We start from the raw sequence: 19,556 nt of genomic DNA, 5'->3' as shown, positions 1-19,556 counted from the left end.
GTATCCGGTCCTCCTTATTCGGCCGGTGTGGCGTGCGCATTGGCGGCTTCGGCATCAACTGCCGGGGCTGCTTTTGCGGTCATCCACAAGTTATAGACCATGATCACGGCACCAGCGACGAACATCACACCACCCAGAGCGCGGACAACATACATCGGGAATTTGGCACCAACAGTGTCGGCAAAGCTCCAGACAAGGAAGCCATTGGCGTCAACTTCACGCCACATCAGGCCTTCCATGATACCGGTGACCCACATGGACGCCGCATAAAGAACGATGCCGATTGTGGCGAGCCAGAAGTGCCAGGACACCAGCTGGTTCGAATACAGACGTTCACGGTTCCACAGTTTTGGCACCAGATAGTACAGCGCACCAAAGGTGATCATACCGTTCCAACCAAGAGCACCAGAGTGAACGTGACCAATGGTCCAGTCAGTATAGTGCGACAGAGAGTTCACGGCGCGGATCGACATCATCGGGCCTTCAAAGGTCGACATGCCGTAGAAACCGATCGAGATCACCATCATACGGATAACCGGGTCAGTGCGCAGTTTGTCCCATGCACCGGACAGGGTCATCAGACCGTTGATCATACCACCCCAGCTTGGCATCCACAGGATGATCGAGAAGACCATGCCCAGCGTCGACGCCCAATCAGGCAGCGCGGTATAGTGCAAGTGGTGAGGGCCAGCCCAGATATACAGGAAGATCAGCGCCCAGAAGTGGATGATCGACAGTTTGTACGAGAAGACAGGGCGTTCGGCCTGCTTGGGGACAAAGTAGTACATCATGCCCAAGAAACCCGCGGTCAGGAAGAAGCCAACGGCGTTGTGGCCATACCACCACTGCGTCATCGCATCTTGTACGCCTGAGAAGACCTGAACAGATTTGGAACCCCAGATCGAAACTGGAATGCTCAGGTTGTTAAACACGTGCAACATCGCAACGGTCAGAATGAAGGACAAGAAGAACCAGTTGGCTACATAGATATGCGGCTCTTTGCGTTTGACGATGGTCCCGACGAAAATCGCCAGATACGCCAGCCACACAACGGTGAGCCACAGGTCTACATACCATTCGGGTTCTGCATATTCTTTGGACTGAGTGCCGCCGAGAAGGTAGCCGGTTGCCGCCAATACGATAAAGAGCTGATAGCCCCAGAACACGAACCAAGCCGTGTTGCCGCCCCAAAGGCGGGCTGCTGAAGTTCGCTGCACCACATAAAAGGAGCTTGCGATCAACGCGTTACCGCCAAACGCAAAAATCACTGCACTGGTGTGCAGTGGGCGTAGGCGGCCAAAGTTGGCGTATCCTTGGGCCCATTCGAAGTTGAGCACTGGAAAGGCCAGCTGGAAGGCGATGAACGTCCCGGCGGCGAAACCAACAACACCCCAAAAGGCGGTCGCAATCACACCAGCACGGATCACGTCATCCATGTATTCATTCTGTGGCGCCACGGCCACGGGTTCGTCTGTGCGGCGCAGAGTCCAGATAAACATCCCGGCGGCCACCGCCAGAATGAGAATCGCATGGACCTGATAAGCCACATCTCGTGCATAGCTGGCGGCGATCATCGCAAAGATCGCAACCAAACCAAGCACGATGAGCTTGATATAGTTCAACATAATTCGTCCCTTCGTCTGACCCGCACGATTCGCAAAGCCGCGCAGGCGGTTATTAGACCGGCTCGTTTTTGCGCTGTTCGGATCGTGGGGGCATTGATCTGCATCAAGAGAACCGCGCCTTTACCTTGACCCGGGTCAAGGTGCGGCGATCCGTGTCGGTTTAGCCTCGTTTAGAGTTTGGATCAGGAGGAACAGATGGCCTTCAAATCGATTTTTACAGTCGTGACGGATGAAGCCTTGGCAAAGTCGACGCTCGATCATGCGGCGACAGTTGCAGCGGGGTGCGATGCGCATCTTGATGCGGTGTGTTTCGGTGTCGACCGCACGCAAACGGGTTATTATTATGCTGGCGCGAATGCGATGGTGCTGCAAGAGACCCTGACACGCGCCAATAACGACGCCTCGAGTTTGGCCGCAGCAGCGCGGGCGCAGTTGGGCAATTCGGAATGTCGTTGGGCCGTGGAAGACGGGGTCGCGCAATTGGCCGATATTGGTCGCCACGTGGCCGCCCGGGCGCGGTTCGCAGACCTTGTTGTACTACCAAAGCCCTATGGGACAAATCGTGGCGCAGAGTTGGAACCTGTTCTGGAGGGCGCGCTTTTCGAAGGGCAAGTTCCGGTTCTTGTTGTTCCCGACGATGTGGACCCACCCGAGCATCCAAAACGGATTGTGATTGGATGGAATGAAAGTGCCGAAGCCCTGCGCGCGGTTCGTGCGGCGATGCCTTTCTTGGTTGGAGCCGAGGCGGTGCACGTGGTGGTGATTGATCCGCCTCAGCATGGGCCGAACAGATCGGACCCAGGTGGATTGCTGTCGCAATACCTGTCGCGCCATGGCGTGAAGGCCGAAATTGACGTTTTGTCCAAAACCCTTCCGCGTGTTGCCGATGTCATGCATCGACATGTGCGTGATGTGGATGCGGACATGGTTGTGATGGGGGCCTATGGCCACTCACGCTTTCGCGAAGCAATTTTAGGGGGGGCGACCCGAAACATGCTTGAGCATGTGGAAGTCACTACCTTTATGGCGCACTAACCCAAGCTGGCAGGTCGCCGCTCGAGCTCAGGGGGCTTCCCCTGAGCACATCGCCCCGCCCGCCATCCCACTAAGACGGGGTTTTAGGGATGGGTTTTAGGGGAGTGCAATGTGCCCGTCGCTTATCAAGATGGCTGAGCCGGAAATGTGAACCGATTGCAATGCGCCTTCGGTCGCCATTGCTCTGAATCCGATCTGACTGGGCCGCCCCATTTCGACCCCTTGAACCAGAGTGAGGCTGGTGTCTCCGTCGCTTAACGCACCGCTTGCTAAAAGCTGAGCCGCCAAAATGGCACTAGCGGAGCCTGTTGCCGGGTCTTCGGGAATGCCTGCGGTTGGTGAAAACATCCGCGCCTGAAAACCATCGGGTGTTTTCGTATACAGATAGGCGTTGTCGACTGCGCCCAGAGCAATGGCTTTGCTCCATGCCGGTTCTTGAGGCTGGGATTGTGCCAAAGCGTCAAGGTCTGCAACAGGCACGTACATAAAGCGCGGGCCGCCTTCGAAAACACCGGGGGCATGCAGGCCAAAACCGATCTGCGAAGGGGCGAGCCCCACTGCATCGGCCAGTGTTTCGATGTCAGGCACAACACCGTCATGGGCTGGAAACGGGACAACGGGCGCTTGAAACTCGGCCGAGAGGTGATTGCCGGCCCTCTGTACACGAACAGGAACAAGCCCAGCTTGCTCCTCCAAAGTGATCGTAACGTCGAAATCGCCGGATGGATGCGCCTTGGTTGCCAAGTCAATCGCGCAGCCAATGGTTGGATGCCCTGCAAATGGAATCTCGGCGGTTGGAAAGAAGATCCTCACTTTGGCGGAATGGGACGGATCATCCGGTGTCTGGACAAAGATTGTCTCAGACAAATTGAATTCCCGAGCAATGGTTTGCATTGACGCAGGGCTTAGCCCATCAGCCCCGTGTACGATGGCCAATGGGTTGCCGGAAAAACGGAGGGTCGTGAATACGTCATAGGTCGAAAAGGCCAGCCGATCAGGCAAATACGCCACCGTCAGCGTCATCTCCGGCTTCATCCATCAAGCGCGACATATCGGGGATGGTCACATGGCGTTTGCCTTCGAGCGTGATGACACCATCGCGCTTGAGCGCCGAAATCTGGCGGCTCACAGTTTCTAAGGTGAGGCCAAGATAGTCAGCCATGGCTTCCCGCGTAAGCGGCAGGTCAAACACCAACGGACCTTCGGCGATGGTCAAGTGCACGGTGGCATTGCGCCGCGCAATAATCGACAAAAGCGATGCGATCTTTTCGCGGGCTGTTTTGCGGCCAAGTACCAGCATCCATTCGCGCGCAGCATCCAACTCATCCAGTGTCATTTCTAACAATCGTTGAGCGATATGAGGCGTCTTGTTCATCATGTCTTCGAATGGGGCCTTGCGAAAGCAACACATGACCAAATCCGTCGTGGCAACAACGTCATAAGCGGCAGATCCGCGCCCTGGACGGCCGACGAAATCGGATGGCAAAAGCAAGCCGACCATCTGGGTGCGGCCGTCTTCCATGGTCTGGGTCAATGTCGCGATACCAGACACAACCGACCCGACAAAATCCATGCGATCACCGGACCAAATAACGGTCTGGCCTGCTTCGAATTTTCTGTAATACTTGATTTCTTCGAGCTTCTCGAGCTCGTCACCGTCGCATTTGGCACAGACAGCACGATGTTTTATTGGGCAATCGGCACACTCTTGCGAGGTCGCAAGACTACGTTCATTCAGCATTGGCATCGTCCCGTGTTGATCTGGGTCAAGGTCGCGCTCCCCCAACACCAATAAGTCTACGCGCATGGTGGACAGAACACAACTTGCACGTTTAGGCCTCTTTGATGCCAAAGTGCCCCGTTACACATCCTATCCAACCGCTCCGCATTTTGCCGGAGGCGTTGGCCCGGATCGATTCGTCGAATGGATTGAGGCTGTGCCTGAGTATGGCAACATATCGCTTTACTTGCATGTACCCTTTTGCCGCAGGCTATGTTGGTTCTGTGCGTGCCGAACCCAAGGAACGTCGACGCTTTCGCCGGTCGATGCCTATGTCGACACATTGATCGACGAGCTGAAAATGCTGCGCAAACATTTGCCCAAAGGGGTCAAGCTGTCGCGGTTGCATTGGGGTGGCGGCACGCCGACGCTTTTGTCGCCCGACATGATGACGCGGTTGATTGCCGCGATTCGTGAAACCGCGGATTTTGCCGTTGACGCAGAGTTTTCGGTTGAGATTGATCCGAACGAAATCGACGCTGATCGCCTCAAGGCCTTAGCTGCGGGTGGTATGAACCGCGCGTCGATTGGTGTTCAGGATTTCGACGAAAAAATCCAGGAAACCATTGGTAGACCTCAGGGATATGATCTGACACGAGAAGCAGTTCAGATGATCCGTGACACTGGTGTGGCCAGTTTGAATGCCGATATTCTGTTTGGGCTGCCACACCAATCCAACGCCAAGATCACCGAAACGGTGCAAAAATTGTTAAGTTTTGCACCCGATCGCGTGGCGCTTTATGGCTACGCGCATGTTCCTTGGATGGCCAAGCGCCAACAACTGATCCCCTCAGATGCCTTGCCAACACCGGATGAGCGTCTGGCGTTGTTCGAAACAGCGCGGCGGCTGTTTGTTTGGGATGGGTATGAGGAAATTGGCATCGATCATTTTGCCACCAAATCCGATGGCTTGGCGATAGCGCAAAAAACCGGTCGTCTGCGCCGTAACTTCCAAGGCTACACAGATGATACCGCAGACGTTTTGATCGGGCTTGGTGCCTCTTCGATTTCGAAGTTCCCCCAGGGGTTTGCGCAAAACGTTTCTGCCACGTCGGCCTATACCGGCAAAATTCGGGATGGTGAGTTTTCGACGGCGCGTGGGCATGCCTTTAGCGCTGACGACATGCTTCGGTCACGTCTGATCGAGGCCATAATGTGCGATTTCCGCATCAACGCGTCCGAGATTACCAACAGTTTTGACATTTCAAGGGCTGAGCTGTTTGGCATGTTGAACGATGCCAATAAACGCTTTGAGAACCTTTTGGACGTCACCGAGGACGGTTTGTTCATTCCGCAACAGGCGCGCACGCTGACACGTCTCATTGCGCGGTCCTTTGATGCCTATGATTTGTCCAAGGCCGGGCACAGCTCAGCCATTTGACGGTTCAAATCCGGACAACCACTTTTTAAGGAGCGCATCCAATTGGTTGCGCTCTTCTTTACTGAGCACCTCGATCAAAGCCGCCTGATTGGCGACATGATCGGTGACGGCCCGATCAATCAGAGCAAAGCCTTGATCCGTCAGTTGAATGATAAAACCGCGCCCGTCTTCGGGATCAGGGGTGCGGGTGATGAAGCCTGCATGTTCCAAACGATCCAGCCGGTTGGTCATGGTTCCCGAGGTTACCATTGTGCTTGCCATAAGTGCCTTGGGCGTCAGTGCAAAGGGCGGGCCTGATCGCCGTAGGGTCGCCAAGACATCAAAACTGGCCATATTCAAATCATGTTTCAAGAACACTGCGGCGTGTTCCCGACTAAGGTGCTGAGACAGCCGGGCCAAGCGCCCAGTTGGCCCCATTGTCCCAACATCCAAGTCTGGCCTAGCTGCTTCCCACTGAGCGATGATGCGGTCGACGTGATCCATAAAGCTGGTTTGTGCGAGGTTTGCCTTGACGTCAAGGTTTTTTCATCTATCTTGACGTCAAGATTAATAGTTTGACATCGAGATAGATTCACCATGACCCGTTCGCAAGACATCGCCCTGACCGCTTTGGCCCCCATTATTTGGGGGTCATCTTACATCGTTTCGACCGAAACCCTGCCAGGATTTGACCCCTTATTGGTAAGTGTGCTGCGTGCGCTGCCTGCTGGGCTGTTCTTGATGCTCCTGACCCGGACATTGCCTCCGCGCGCATGGATCGGACGCGTGTTTGTCCTTGGGGCGCTAAACTTCGCAATATTCTGGGGCGCTTTGTTCGTTGCGGCGTACAGGTTGCCCGGCGGCGTTGCTGCGACGCTTGGGGCCGTACAGCCGCTTATTGTTCTGGTTCTTGCCTACGCTTTGTTGAATTCCGAACTGCGTTGGCAATCGGTTATGGCCTCATTGGCGGGCCTTGGCGGAGTTGCTTTGTTGATCCTTTCCCCAAATGCTGAACTCGATGGGGTCGGGATCATTGCGGCGCTTGTAGGGGCGGCCTCGATGGCCTTGGGAACGGTATTATCGCGCAAATGGCAACCACCTGTGCCGCCGCTGACCTTTGCTGGCTGGCAACTGACGGCGGGCGGATTGCTGCTTGTGCCGGTTGTCTTCGCCACGACCTCAACCGTGCCTCATGTGGATGTCACCGCCATTGCTGGTTTGATCTGGCTCGGGCTTGTGGGCGCAGCTCTGACGTATGTTCTGTTCTTTCGTGGGCTGGCGAAACTTGGCCCAGCCTCAGTTTCGGTTCTCGGATTTCTTAGCCCGCTCAGCGCGGTTGTCTTGGGATGGGTCATCTTGGGGCAAGGACTGAGCCTGGCGCAAAGTCTTGGCGCGGTGATCATCGTCGCATCCGTTTGGGCGGCGCAAAGGGCGGCCCGCCCGGTGGCATCGCCCGCGTTTGATCAAACCGCCAAGTCGAACGCGGCGTGAAGCAGCGCCTTGGTATATTCGGTCTTTGGCGCGTCAAAAATCTCTTCTGCCGTGCCAAATTCTACGACGTCACCTTGCTTCATCACCATCACCTTGTGGCTCATGGCGCGCACAACTTTTAGGTCATGGCTGATAAACAGATAGGCCAGGTCGTACTTTCGCTGCAAATTGCGCAGAAGATCAACGATCTGGACCTGAACCGTCATATCCAGCGCCGAAGTTGGTTCGTCCAGCACAACCAAACGAGGACGCAGAACCATCGCCCGAGCAATCGCAATACGTTGCCGCTGCCCACCAGAAAACTCATGCGGATAGCGATGCATGCTGTCGGGATCGAGACCGACTTCCTCCATGACTTCGTGAACCAGATCGTAATGGCTTCGGCCATCAGGGCCGCCGTGAACACCAAGCCCTTCTGCTATGATTTGCTCACATGTCATTCGTGGCGAAAGCGATCCAAAGGGATCTTGAAAGACGATCTGAATTTCGGATCGAAGACGCCGCAATTCCTGGACTGACCATTTGCGCACGTCTTCGCCGCGATATGTAATGGCCCCTTCCGATTGGATAAGCCGCATAATCGCGAGCGCCAAAGTAGTCTTCCCAGATCCAGATTCCCCAACGATGCCAACGGTTTCACCGGCCCTGACAGAAATCGTCGCGTCATTTACGGCTTTCACATAACCGTGGGTCCGCTTCATCAATCCCTTCTGGATCGGGAACCAAATCTTGAGGTTTTCGGTGCTGGCGATCTCTTCAGCATCCGGTTCGACAGGTTCGGGGCTTCCAGTGCTCTCCGCTGACAAAAGCGTTTGCGTATACGGGTGTTGCGGATTGTCAAAAATTTCCGCGGTCGGTCCCTGTTCAACAATTTCTCCGCTTTGCATCACACAGACACGATCGGCGATTTTGCGAACGATGCCAAGATCATGGGTGATGAACAACAGGCTCATGTCTTCGGACTTTTTGAGGTCGGCCAGAAGGTCGAGGATTTGCGCCTGAATCGTCACATCAAGCGCAGTCGTCGGTTCATCCGCAATCAGAAGATCGGGTTTATTGGCAAGCGCCATTGCGATCATAACACGCTGTCGTTGCCCACCTGAAAGCTGGTGTGGGTAAGACCCCAAACGGCTTTCCGGATCACGGATGCCGACCTTATTCAACAGTTCGATAATCCGCGCGCGTAGCTTAGAGCCGCTCAACCCTTGGTGCAGGATAATGCTTTCCGCCAGCTGTTTTTCCAGTGTGTGCAAAGGATTCAGCGACGTCATTGGTTCTTGAAAAATGAAGCTAATGTCGTTGCCGCGCACGTCTTGCAGGTGCTTTTTGCTGGCTCCGATCATCTCTTGGCCTTCGTAAAGCACCGATCCTTCGACAGTCGCGCTCTCGCCCAGCAAGGAGACTGTCGAGAGTGCCGAGACCGACTTTCCTGACCCGGATTCCCCGACCAGAGCAACGGTCTCGCCGTGTTCGATGTGGAAGGAGATACCTTTGACCGCCAGATTTGTTTGGCCGTCTTGCGTAAAGCTAACCTTGAGGTTTTTGACGTCGAGAATGTTCATGAGAAGGTTTTCCTCGGGTCAAATGCGTCGCGGACGCCTTCGAAGATAAACACCAATAACGACAGCATCACCGCAAAAACCGTGAAGGCGGTAAAGGCGAGCCAAGGTGCTTGTAGGTTCTGTTTGGCTTGCAAGGTCATCTCGCCCAAGGAGGGGGATGACGAGGGCAGGCCGAAACCCAGAAAGTCGAGACCGGCCAGCGTACTAATTGTACCGGTGACGATAAAGGGCATGAAGGTTAGCGTTGCGACCATCGCGTTGGGCAACATGTGGCGGAACATGATGGTCCAGTTGCTGACACCCAATGCACGGGCAGCGCGAACATATTCGAGGTTACGCGCCCGCAGAAATTCTGCTCGGACGACGCCCACAAGCCCCATCCAGCCAAACAGGATCATCAACACCACCAACAGCCAGAAACTTCGCCCAAGAATGGCGAAAAGAATAATGATGACATAGAGTTGCGGGGTCGAGGCCCAGATTTCAATCACGCGTTGAAAAATCAAATCGACCCAACCGCCAAAATATCCTTGCAGCGCACCGGCAATCACACCGATGATTGAACTGCTGATCGTTACCAAAAGTGTAAAGAGGATCGACAGCCGAAACCCGTAAATAACGCGGGCAACAACATCGCGCTTGGTGTCATCTGTGCCCAGCCAGTTTTGATTGTTCGGTGGCAGCGGAGCAGCGCCAGGGCGATCAACTGAGGTGTTGTAGCTATAGGGAATGATCGGCCAGATCATCCAACCTTTGCTGAAGTCCTCACCAAGATCGGCACTATTTCCGGCCGCGACCTGCTCAATCAACCCTTCTGGGTCATCCAAACATTCCTCGATCCCACCGGTGCGGATCAGGCATTTGACTTCAATGTCTCGATAGGCCGCCTCGGATTTGAATTCGCCGCCATAGGCTGTTTCGGCGTAAAAGCTAAAGATCGGCATCCGCAATTCGCCACGGTAGCTGACCAAGATGGGTTTGTCGTTCGCCAAAAACTCAGCAAAAAGCGACAAGCCAAAAATCACCATGAAGATCCAAAGCGACCAAACCGCGCGGCGGTTGCGTTTGAAATTGCTCCAGCGGCGTTGATTGAGCGGGGAGAGAGTGAAGGCCATGATCTTATCCCTCCCGCTTTTCGAAATCGATGCGCGGATCGATAAAGACATACATCAAGTCTGATACGATCCCGATCAAAAGGCCGATGAGCGAACTGATGAACAATGTTCCAAAGATCACCGGGTAATCGCGCTCAACAGCGGCCTCAAAACCCAGTCGCCCCAGCCCATCCAGCGAGAAGATCGTTTCGATGATAATTGAGCCACCAAAGAAAACGCCGATAAACACGCCGGGCAGGCCAGCGATCACGATCAGCATCGCGTTGCGGAACACATGCCCGTATAACACCTTGCTTTCGCTAAGACCTTTGGCGCGGGCGGTCATGACATATTGTTTCTTGATCTCGTCAAGGAAGCTGTTTTTTGTGAGCAAGGTTAGCGTTGCAAAGGCTGAAATTGTTGAGGCCAAGACGGGCAAGGCAATGTGCCACAAATAGTCAGAGATTTTGCCAAGCATTGAAAGCTCGTGGTAGTTTTCGGATGTCAGTCCACGCAACGGGAAAATCTGCCAGTAGCTGCCGCCTGCAAACAAAACCAGAAGCAAAATAGCAAACAAGAAACCTGGGATCGCATAAGCAACAATGATGACCGCAGAGGTCCATGTGTCAAAAGATGTGCCGTCCCTGATAGCCTTTTTGATGCCAAGCGGAATGGAAACCAGATAGGCGATCAGCGTCGACCAAAGCCCCAGAGATATAGACACCGGCATTTTCTCAAGCACCAGATCAATCACTGAAATTGATCTGAAGTAACTTTCCCCAAAGTCCAGCCGCATATAGTTCCACAGCATGTTCACAAACCGCTCTAACGGAGGTTTGTCAAAACCGAACTGTGCCTCAAGCTCCTTGATGTATTCCTCGGGAAGGCCGCGACGACCCACCCCATCTTCTCCGCCCGAGGCGACTTCACCTCCGCCGCCGGCGATGCCTGCAAATGCATCGCCTTCGCCTTCGATTTCAGCCAAAATCTGTTCGATCGGGCCACCTGGTACGAACTGAACAAGCGCAAAGTTGATGACCATGATCCCTAGTAGGGTTGGTATGATCAACAGTACACGTCGGAGAAGATAAGCGCCCATAGTGGATCAGAGCGCCCCAGCGTCGCGCAGTTTCTGCGCTTTTTCTTCATCATACCACCAGATCGAGGTTTCACCCATAGACAGGGGGGGCGGTGTGTCGGTGTAGGGGCGTGAATAGACGTCGAGATAGGCGACGTTATGTTCGCCCTTGTACCATTGCGGCACCCAAATATGCATCGCGCGCAGCACCCGGTCGAGCGCATTCACCGCTGTATCAAGCTCTTCGCGTGTTTTCGCATCGGCGATGACGCGGATCAGCTTGTCGACCCCTTCATTGCTCAGCCCGGCCACGTTGACTGATCCTGCGGTGTTCACAGTTTGCGAGCCGAAAATCTGTTTCAGCTCGTCACCGGGGGTTTGCGACATCGAAAAGCGTTGCGTGACCATGTCATAGTCAAAGTTCTTCTCGCGTTCTTGCGATTCCGCCGGATCAACCCGATTGGCCGAGGCGGCGATCCCAAGGCGTTTGAGGTTTTCAACGTATGGGTTGATCACCCGGTCGAAACTCGGCGAATCGTTGAGGATTTCGAGTTCAAAGGGTTTGCCATCTTTGTAGCGAATACCATCATTTCCGACTTCCCATCCAGCTGCGTCCAAAAGCTTGCCAGCTTTGCGCAGGGTGCGGCGGTCGGCAAGGTCAGAGGCTTTGGATTTAGGTGGGCTGTAGGCCTCTTCGGTAAAGACCGTTTCGGGGAAGTATTCACGCAGCGGTTCCAAAATGGCCAATTCGGCATCGCTTGGCATACCGGTTGCCTGCAAGGTTTCCGAGTTTTCCCAGAAACTGTCAGTGCGGCCATAGATGCCGTAAAATAGTGATTCATTGGACCATTCAAAGTTGAAGGCCAGTGCCAGTGCTTCGCGCACCTGCGGGTCAGCGAACTTGTCGCGACGCAGGTTGAACCAAAACCCTTGGGTTCCTGCGGGTCGCCCGTCAGGGATGGTTTCCTTGACGACGTGACCTTCGTCCAGTGCCGGGAAGTCATAGCTGGTGGCCCAAGTTTTGGAGGAATACTCTTCACGGAACGCATAGGCGCCGCCCTTGAAGGCTTCAAACGCCGCAAGGTAGTCGCCAAAATATTCGTACTTGATGATGTCGAAATTGTTGTGGCCAACGTTAACCGGCAAATCGCGTGCCCAATAGTCATCGCGCCGTTTGTAGGAGATTGACCGCCCTGGATCGACCTTATCAAGGTCGAACGGTCCTGATCCCATAGGTGGTTCGAGGCTGCTTTGGGAAAAGTCGACCGTCTCATAATAGGCTTTGGACAGCACCGGAATGCCACCTGCGGTCATCAGCAATTCACGTAAAGGCCCCTCGGGGTTGAAGGTGAATTTGACTGTCAGATCGTCGATCGCCTCGACACTGACAAAATCGGCAAAGGTGGTTTGAAAGCTGGGCCGCCCTTTGTCCTTGAGCGTTTCATACGAAAAGACCACGTCATGGGCTGTGACCTGCGTGCCATCGCGAAACTTGGCCTCTGGGCGCATGTGGAAAATCACCCATTCGCGGTTTTTGGGGTATTCCAGCGTATGCGCGAGCAAACCATAGCTCGCATCGGGTTCTTCAAGGTTGCCGGTTAGCAGCGTGTCATAAAACACCCCGGCCCCGGCGGCCGCATTCCCCTTGAGGATGTAGGGTGTCAGGCTGTCAAACGTGCCAAAGGCCCAGCTTGAGAACTCCCCCCCTTTGGGCGCGTCTGGGTTCACATAGTCAAAATGGGTGAAATTAGCATCGTATTTCAATTCACCAAAGGTTGAGACGCCATGCGATTTAATCACCTCTTGCTCGGCCCAGCCTATGGTGGCTGCAAAGGCGACACCCAGAGCGAGTAATGCCCCAGATACCAAAGGCCTGACGGGCAGGTTGGTGGTGCGTGTCTGCGACATTGGGCGGATCCGGGCATTGGGTCGCTGCATGTGGTCTCCCCTTTTTCTGGTCAGCTTGGACGTTGCTGACAATTCACGTTCATTTTAGTTAATTTATAGCTAAGGGCAGGACGACCCCACATTCAAGTTGAGATTCCGTGATGTTACGAGATTTCGTGAATAGGTTGAGGCGACATGAATGCACAAAAAAACCGCGTTCCAATGGAACGCGGTCTGATTCTTAACGCTTGAGGGCCGATTTAGCCGCCCAAAGATTCCAGATAGGAAATCACGTTGGCGCGGTCTGTCGGCTTGGGGAAGCCTTTGAAATTCATCTTGTTGCCGGGCGCGTATGTCTTTGGATTCTCCAAGAAACCGAACAGGTTTTCGGCAGTCCATACATCGGCAGCTTCGCTCAACGCACCAGAGTATCCGCCAAAGTCCACGGCTGCGCCGACATCGCGGCCAACAACACCATAAAGATAGGGGCCTGTGTTATTCGCGCCGTCTTCAACTTTGTGACAGCTGCCGCACTTCTTTTTGAACAGTTTGCCACCGGCTTCTGCGTCGCCAGCTGCCAGAACGGCCGCTACGTCGATTTCAACGACTTCCTCGTCGCTGTGGTCGTCATCGCTGCCTGTGTCAATCACATAGGCCGCCTGAGCGTGATCGCCGTGTCCGCCACCAGTGTGGTACAGCGTTTCTGCGACCCATTTACCCAAAAGAAAAATCAGCAGCGATCCGCAGACGCCGCCTACAACTTTGGTCATGGTCATTGTGTCAAACATGAGGTGCCCTGTTCGCTATTCGCTTCGCTATTCGTCGGGCGCGTGTCTATTGCTTCCCTTCGCCTATGGCAAGGTATAGAAGGCGCGACCAAACGCCCGCCCACCGGCATAGTGGTGCCAAATTGACAGGAAACCTTTCACATGACCCAGCGCATCGCCTTTCAAGGAGAGCTCGGAGCCTATTCACATGAGGCGTGCCGGGATGCACGACCTGATATGGAGGCATTGCCATGTGCAAGTTTTGATGAGGTCATCAACGCAGTTCGGACCAACAAAGCTGATTTGGCGATGTTGCCGGTGGAAAACACCACTTATGGGCGTGTTGCGGACATTCATCGGATGCTACCCGAAAGCGGTTTGCGCATTGTTGATGAAGCATTTGTACGGGTTCACATCAGTTTGATGGCGATGCCGGGCGTGCAAATCGAGGATTTAGAGCTTGTTCGCGCCCATCCCGTCCTGATTCCCCAAGCTGGGGATTTCCTAAACAGATATGGGATCAAGGGCGAAGCTGCCGCAGATAGCGCCGGGGCAGCCATTGACGTTGCAAAAGCGCAGGAAACGAAAATCGGTGTGCTGGCATCGGATCTTGCCGCCGAAATCAACGGTCTGCACATTCTTGCCCGTCACATTGAGGATCACGCTCATAATACAACGCGCTTCTTGATTATGTCACGTGAAGCTGATCACGTTCGGCGAGGGGATCATGGTATGATGACGACCTTTGTCTTTCAGGTACGAAACATTCCATCCGCTTTGTACAAGGCGATGGGGGGATTCGCGACCAATGGCGTCAATATGACCAAACTCGAAAGCTATATGGTCGGCGGCTCGTTTTCGGCAACGCAGTTTTATGCGGATATAGAAGGTCACCCCGACGATCCGGCGGTTCAGCGTGCGCTCGATGAACTCGACTATTTTACCGATATGCTCGAAATTTTGGGCACCTATCCGCGCGACCCACGACGGGATTGAAGAGGCGGCTTGGCAGGCTAGCGCAATTTTGCGTCTGCCAGCCCGCTCAAGATTTCCTCGGAGTTCGACCCGTTGATTGGCTGGCAAACGGCCTTTGTGATCAATGGGTAGAAACCGAGCATCTTTATCCGCCTGCCGTAAAAGCTAACCTTGCAGCCATTTTCTTCGGACACAAAGGCACCAGCCAGTTCGCCAGGATCATGGGGCTGGAAGTGCTTGAGGTATGAGCGCACGTCCAAATAGATGCTGTCGCGCATCCGAAATTCAACGGAATCAAATTGCGCTTCGCAGGGGTATTTGCGACAGGCATAAACCGTGAGCTCGCCAGGCCGACCTTCGACCGGGTCCGGTTGGCTAAAGATCAACACGTCTTGACGTGAAAACAGGGTGATAGCCGCAGCGTCATAGGCAAGCCTCGCCCCTAAAGGGATGGCGTTAAAGAGCAGGTGGAAGCCCAGGAAAAAGGTGATCAAGCCAAGGGCAACAAAGCTCGCTGCGCCGCGTGTTTTGCTATAGCTGTCACCGCGAAACGAGATCTTGCGAAAGACCCAGCGACACAGACGCCAGTACCACCGAAACGGCCAGTTAAAAACGCGCCATGCCGGAAAAATATAGCGGTTCCACACGATCTCGGCGGTTCCGAAAACACGGGTTAAAAACTGCGATTTTGCAGCGACCTGGCCACCTAACCCACGTTTGGATTGCGCATCTTTTTCCGCCTTTTCTGCTGCGCGTTCACGGATCAGCGCTTCGGCACGGGCAACAGGATCTTGCTCATCCATGTTTGATCTCAACCCGTCCACCATCGTCGGCGTAATAGAGGATTTCAAGTTCGCCCGCCTTGCCGGGGGTTTCTAGAATGCTGCGCGCCACTTGCGGATAGACTTGCGCCGCAAAGAATCCCGGAATGCCGCGCGCGCCATGCACGGGGTTATACCGATCCGCACAAAGCGCGTTGATTTGTTCCGGCGACATGATGATGGAAACCGCATGACCCGAGGTCGCAATGCGTTGGTTGACTTTGCGAATTTCGCGCGCGGCGATCCGTTCGATCAATGCCAAGGGCAGGGTTTTGAAGCCGATAATGTTCTGACGACCGTTGAACCGGTTCAAGAACTCGGGTCGGAACGTGTTTTCCAATTCGTGCATGGTTTCGTCCATGGCATCTGCGTAGGACAGTGTTTCGTATAGAAAATGTGGCTGGCCAATATTGGTTGTCATAAGGATCAACGTATTGGCAAAGCTGACTGTTAGTCCACGATTGTCCGTCAATCGGCCGTCATCGAGCACTTGTAAGAACACGTTGAACACATCCGGGTGCGCTTTTTCAATTTCGTCAAACAAAATAATCGAATGCGGGTTCCGTCGAACCGAATTCGTCAGGATGCCGCCCGCCTCATAGCCTTCATAACCCGGAGGGGCCCCAATGAGCTTGGCCAACGCGTGTTTTTCCATGTATTCGGACATGTCGAACCGCAACATGGCCTTTTCGCTATCTTTGAGCGCCTGTGCCAAAGCCTTGGCGATTTCGGTTTTCCCGACGCCAGATGGACCGCAAAACATAAATGATCCTTGCGGTTTATCAGGTTCCTTCAGGCCGGCATTGGCCATCAAGACCGCCCCGACCAGCTTTTCAACCGCATGATCCTGCCCAAAGACCCGCGCCTTGAGTGTTGCATCCAACGCAAGGAGTTTTTCGCGTTCATCTTGATTGAGTTTGTCTGCAGGAATGCCCGAAATGGCCGAAAATTCGAGGGTCACGGCCTGAGATGTGAGTTCCAATCCCGCATTCATCTCTTGCTCGAGCGTTTCAAAGGCCGTTTTGTTATCTTCAATAGCGCGGCCAGCCTCACGGATTTCACCAAGTATCCGGGCTTCTTCACGAGACCCAAATCCGGCACCGGTTAGTTTGGATGAAAACCCACTGGGTTGCGGATCAGGGGCCGGGGCTTTGTCACCGGCGGCGCGTTCTTCCGCAAGCTGTTCTTCCAGCGCCAGCAACAGTTCTTCGCCAGATTTTTGCGACCGCCGAAGCGCCGATAGCCGTGCAATTTTCTCGGCCCAATCGGTTTGCGCCAATTCGGATGTTTCGCTGAGGGCACTGTGTTGCGCGTGGAGTTCTGGCGATGGGTTACGCGACATCGCTTGGTCCAATTGCTGCAGACTGGCTTGCAAAGCCGCAAGATGTGGCGGGGTCTCATGAGCGCTTTGTCGGTAGGCCGTGAGCGCCCGGTCAATCAGGTTCAAAGTCCGCTCTGGCTGTGCGCGCGACAGGGATAGGTCCGACACATGATATTTGCTGGTCAGCTCCAGCGCAGCGTCGATCGCCCCAAGCGTGACAGGGACACGGTGATGGCTCGTCAGTTGCTCTGCACCGACAATAATGATTTCCCGCAAAGCGTCGGGGCCGGGTTCGTGTACTTCCATCAGCGTGTAAATCTCACGCATGTTGGAGTGGCATTTCAAAACGATTTCAAGGTCATCGTCCCGCGATTCTAGGATGCTCTGGTAACGCCCCTGCATCACGTCGCGCATAATTGCGTTGATCAGGTGCGTGGTGCCGTTATTGCGCGCAGCGTCAATGAAGTCGCGAAAATCATCTATGATCAGCACGGAATTCGCGGTGCGAAGCAATGTGCGCCGCAGCTTTTCAAAGCTCTCGGATATGCGCGCATGCGTGCCTGAAGAAAACAAACCATCGGTGTCGAGCCAGAAAAAGCGCTTCGACAGTATGTCAAAGGGTAAGGACGAGTCGCTCTTGGCGGCCTCTAGGCCTAAACAAATGCTCGATGCGCCAACGCCACCAGGGCCAACCATGAGCACGTTGGAGGCGTGTTTGCGCATCAGCATTGCACAGACCTGACGCAGTTCGGTTTCGCGTCCGACAAGCCGAAAATTGGGACGATCGGCCAGAAGATCAGTGCCCCGGATCAGAAAATCTTTGACAGTGTCGGGCATGATTAAACTCGTTTCACTTTAAGTGCTGCCAAAGACACGTCGGCCTTCGGAGCAGCGGTTTTTCAAAATGTCAGGCGGGTCTCATATGGGCGGGGACGGAAGGGGCAATGTGTTGCCCTTTCCTGTTTCAACGTTGCCCGAGTGCGCCCGTTACGTGTTGCCCAAACCAAAGGGGTTTGGCGGTGCCGCGCGGTCTTCGGCCTCTTGGGCCACATCTTCGGGGGACGGGCTGCGCGTGCCACCCTTGCCGCCCGTGACGTCTGCGGCCACTGACAAAGATTCTTTGACCGCAGCTTGTGTTTGGGCAGTCTGGCGTTCGATTTGTGCCAAAAGGTCTTTGGTTTCTGACAAGCCATCGCGGGTGATCGACGTGGCCGCCTTGATCGTTTCGCCGTATTCGGAGAGTTCGGACAATGCATTGCTGAGATCTTGGTTGATCTCTTTTGTCCCAAGCGCCACCCGGATAACTTCGCGCTGGCCAAGTTCGGACGTGGTGCGGTTCATCCGTTCCAGTGACATTTTGGCCGCTTCAGAGCTTTCACCCAGTGCGGCTGCTGACACCGCTTGTAAGACTGTCGACAATTGATCGGCCACGCCAGCAACACCAGAGGTGTGCAATTGCCGCGTCTTGGAAACCTGTTGTTCATTAGCCTCTTTCATCGAATGAATGCGATGTCCTGACGCCGTTAGCTCGGCCAAAACCGATGTTGTATCAACCGAAGAGCGCCCGAGATTTGAAATATACCCGTTGATATCGCGTTCCAGCCGTTCGTGACCCAGCCGTTCAAGATCGCCATCAGCCGCTTCGATCGCGGATTGGATTTCTTTCCGGCGTGTTTCGTTGGCTTGGTCAACCTCTTTGGTGGCGTCCGACAGGATCGCATACATGGAGCGCATGGTGAAATTGGCTTCGTCGAGATTGTCGATCTGGCCGTTCATATTGGTGAAATGCGACAGCACCGATGACACCCGGTTTTCGGTTGTGTTGATGAAGTCCTGTGCCGAAGTTACCAGCGCTTCTTGACGCGCCTTGTGATCTTCAGACGTAATATCAAGCAATTGGCGGAGCTTTTCCTTTTCAGCGGCGAATTCCGCAAATTCAGAGCCCGTTGGCTTTTCGTCATCCAGAGCTTTGATTTCGTCCATCAACCCCTGCATGGTCTCTGTTTGTTCATCAATGGCCACTTCGTTCTGGGCAATCTTTTGCTGGGCGCTCTTCTTGATGCCACCCAAGCCAAAGAAGCCACGATCTTCACTCAAAAACCCATTCTCGGTCTTGAGTGCTCGGACACTTGCTTCCAACTGACTTAATTTTTCGGTAAGTGTCAGCTTCTGGGAACCACGTTTCTTTTCATCTTCGCGCTCGCGCAGCAGCTCTTCGAATATGTCGAAGGTGACGCCATTCATACGCAGCGTATAAACCGCATCAACAATATCAGTCAGAGGCGAGATTTGATCTTCGAAGGTGATAAGGGCCGTATTAATCTGTTCAAATACATCCTTAAGTTCACCAAAGGCTTCTGTGTCTGTCAGCGCGATTATCTCTTGCGCCATGCGCTTGCGTTCAAATTGCAAATACTCCTTGAACGTGTTGAAAGCGGCTAAATTCTCGCGGGCTTCGGCACGATCATCGGTGAAGGTCAGGGTCTTTGTGACGCGTTCAAGCTTGTCTTGAGGAGACAGCCCCTGGTCCAGCATGATTTTGAAAAACGGATTGTCTTGGATCGCGACAAAGGAATGCGCAACCTCGGACTTTTCTGTCGCAACATCAGCGCTTTCAGCCTGACGGGCCTGTGTGTTCTGTGCAATGAATTCTTGTGCGGTGGTAACTTTTGCCACCTTGGGTTTGGACGCTTCTGACATAAAATCCCCGTTATGAATATGCAGATCGGGAAAGAAGGCTCTTGCGGCCAATCTATTGGC

General features: G+C 54.2%; 16 protein-coding genes. 4 read left to right on the top strand and 12 right to left on the bottom strand.

Annotation, left to right across the window (positions count from 1 at the left end; translation table 11 throughout):
- Positions 1-14 precede the first annotated feature (14 nt).
- Entirely contained in the window at positions 15-1,625 is a 1,611-nt protein-coding gene (gene ccoN, locus ACRBB0_RS09445) for a cytochrome-c oxidase, cbb3-type subunit I (protein ID WP_431374182.1), read from the bottom strand.
- 195 nt (positions 1,626-1,820) lie between these two features.
- Here ccoN and ACRBB0_RS09440 point away from each other — a divergent pair, with 195 nt between their 5' ends.
- A complete protein-coding gene (locus tag ACRBB0_RS09440) occupies positions 1,821-2,660 on the top strand; it encodes a universal stress protein (protein ID WP_431374181.1) in 840 nt (279 codons plus the stop codon).
- 96 nt (positions 2,661-2,756) lie between these two features.
- On the opposite strand, the gene ACRBB0_RS09435 is transcribed toward ACRBB0_RS09440, so the two are convergent.
- On the bottom strand, positions 2,757-3,683 hold the full coding sequence (locus ACRBB0_RS09435; RefSeq protein ID WP_431374180.1) for a PhzF family phenazine biosynthesis protein: 927 nt from the start codon (positions 3,681-3,683) through the stop codon (positions 2,757-2,759).
- Positions 3,655-4,401 (bottom strand): transcriptional regulator FnrL, encoded by a 747-nt coding sequence (fnrL, locus tag ACRBB0_RS09430; protein ID WP_431374179.1) that lies wholly within the window; start codon positions 4,399-4,401, stop codon positions 3,655-3,657. The genes ACRBB0_RS09435 and fnrL overlap by 29 nt, the downstream gene beginning before the upstream one ends.
- Before the next feature lie 64 nt (positions 4,402-4,465).
- Between fnrL and hemN the strand changes: the two genes are divergently transcribed.
- Positions 4,466-5,821, top strand: a complete 1,356-nt coding sequence (hemN, locus tag ACRBB0_RS09425) for an oxygen-independent coproporphyrinogen III oxidase (protein WP_431374178.1) — start codon at positions 4,466-4,468, stop codon at positions 5,819-5,821.
- On the opposite strand, the gene ACRBB0_RS09420 is transcribed toward hemN, so the two are convergent.
- On the bottom strand, positions 5,810-6,304 hold the full coding sequence (locus ACRBB0_RS09420; RefSeq protein WP_431374177.1) for a MarR family winged helix-turn-helix transcriptional regulator: 495 nt from the start codon (positions 6,302-6,304) through the stop codon (positions 5,810-5,812). The two genes, hemN and ACRBB0_RS09420, sit on opposite strands and share 12 nt — an antisense overlap.
- Positions 6,305-6,397: 93 nt before the next feature.
- On the opposite strand from ACRBB0_RS09420, the gene ACRBB0_RS09415 reads away from it, so the two are divergent.
- A complete protein-coding gene (locus ACRBB0_RS09415; RefSeq protein ID WP_431374176.1) occupies positions 6,398-7,291 on the top strand; it encodes an EamA family transporter in 894 nt (297 codons plus the stop codon).
- Here ACRBB0_RS09415 and ACRBB0_RS09410 read toward each other — a convergent pair.
- The 5 genes from ACRBB0_RS09410 to ACRBB0_RS09390 form a co-directional block, all read right to left on the bottom strand.
- Positions 7,264-8,853, bottom strand: coding sequence for an ABC transporter ATP-binding protein (locus ACRBB0_RS09410; RefSeq protein WP_431374175.1), 1,590 nt, complete (start codon positions 8,851-8,853; stop codon positions 7,264-7,266). The genes ACRBB0_RS09415 and ACRBB0_RS09410 overlap by 28 nt on opposite strands.
- Positions 8,850-9,968, bottom strand: coding sequence for an ABC transporter permease (locus ACRBB0_RS09405; protein WP_431374174.1), 1,119 nt, complete (start codon positions 9,966-9,968; stop codon positions 8,850-8,852). Before ACRBB0_RS09405 ends, ACRBB0_RS09410 begins: the two co-directional genes overlap by 4 nt.
- A gap of 4 nt (positions 9,969-9,972) precedes the next feature.
- Positions 9,973-11,046 (bottom strand): microcin C ABC transporter permease YejB, encoded by a 1,074-nt coding sequence (locus ACRBB0_RS09400; RefSeq protein WP_431374173.1) that lies wholly within the window; start codon positions 11,044-11,046, stop codon positions 9,973-9,975.
- A 6-nt stretch (positions 11,047-11,052) separates the two neighbouring features.
- Positions 11,053-12,963: an extracellular solute-binding protein gene (locus ACRBB0_RS09395; RefSeq protein ID WP_431374172.1), complete on the bottom strand. Its 1,911-nt coding sequence runs from the start codon at positions 12,961-12,963 to the stop codon at positions 11,053-11,055.
- 209 nt (positions 12,964-13,172) lie between these two features.
- Entirely contained in the window at positions 13,173-13,700 is a 528-nt protein-coding gene (locus ACRBB0_RS09390; protein ID WP_431374171.1) for a c-type cytochrome, read from the bottom strand.
- Positions 13,701-13,841: 141 nt separating this feature from the next.
- On the opposite strand from ACRBB0_RS09390, the gene ACRBB0_RS09385 reads away from it, so the two are divergent.
- On the top strand, positions 13,842-14,675 hold the full coding sequence (locus tag ACRBB0_RS09385; RefSeq protein ID WP_431374170.1) for a prephenate dehydratase: 834 nt from the start codon (positions 13,842-13,844) through the stop codon (positions 14,673-14,675).
- 17 nt (positions 14,676-14,692) lie between these two features.
- On the opposite strand, the gene ACRBB0_RS09380 is transcribed toward ACRBB0_RS09385, so the two are convergent.
- From ACRBB0_RS09380 to ACRBB0_RS09370, 3 genes are all read right to left on the bottom strand, one after another.
- Positions 14,693-15,457, bottom strand: coding sequence for a hypothetical protein (locus tag ACRBB0_RS09380; RefSeq protein ID WP_431374169.1), 765 nt, complete (start codon positions 15,455-15,457; stop codon positions 14,693-14,695).
- Positions 15,450-17,633 carry an AAA family ATPase gene (locus tag ACRBB0_RS09375; RefSeq protein WP_431374168.1) on the bottom strand — a complete coding sequence of 728 codons (2,184 nt, stop codon included), beginning with the start codon at positions 17,631-17,633 and terminating at the stop codon, positions 15,450-15,452. The genes ACRBB0_RS09380 and ACRBB0_RS09375 overlap by 8 nt, the downstream gene beginning before the upstream one ends.
- 150 nt (positions 17,634-17,783) lie before the next feature.
- Entirely contained in the window at positions 17,784-19,496 is a 1,713-nt protein-coding gene (locus ACRBB0_RS09370; protein WP_431374167.1) for a hypothetical protein, read from the bottom strand.
- Positions 19,497-19,556 lie beyond the last annotated feature (60 nt).

Source organism: Pelagimonas sp., from assembly GCF_050633425.1.
GTDB lineage: Bacteria > Pseudomonadota > Alphaproteobacteria > Rhodobacterales > Rhodobacteraceae > Pelagimonas.
Note: the sequence above shows the minus strand (reverse complement) of the source record. Positions and strands in the feature narration are given on the sequence as shown.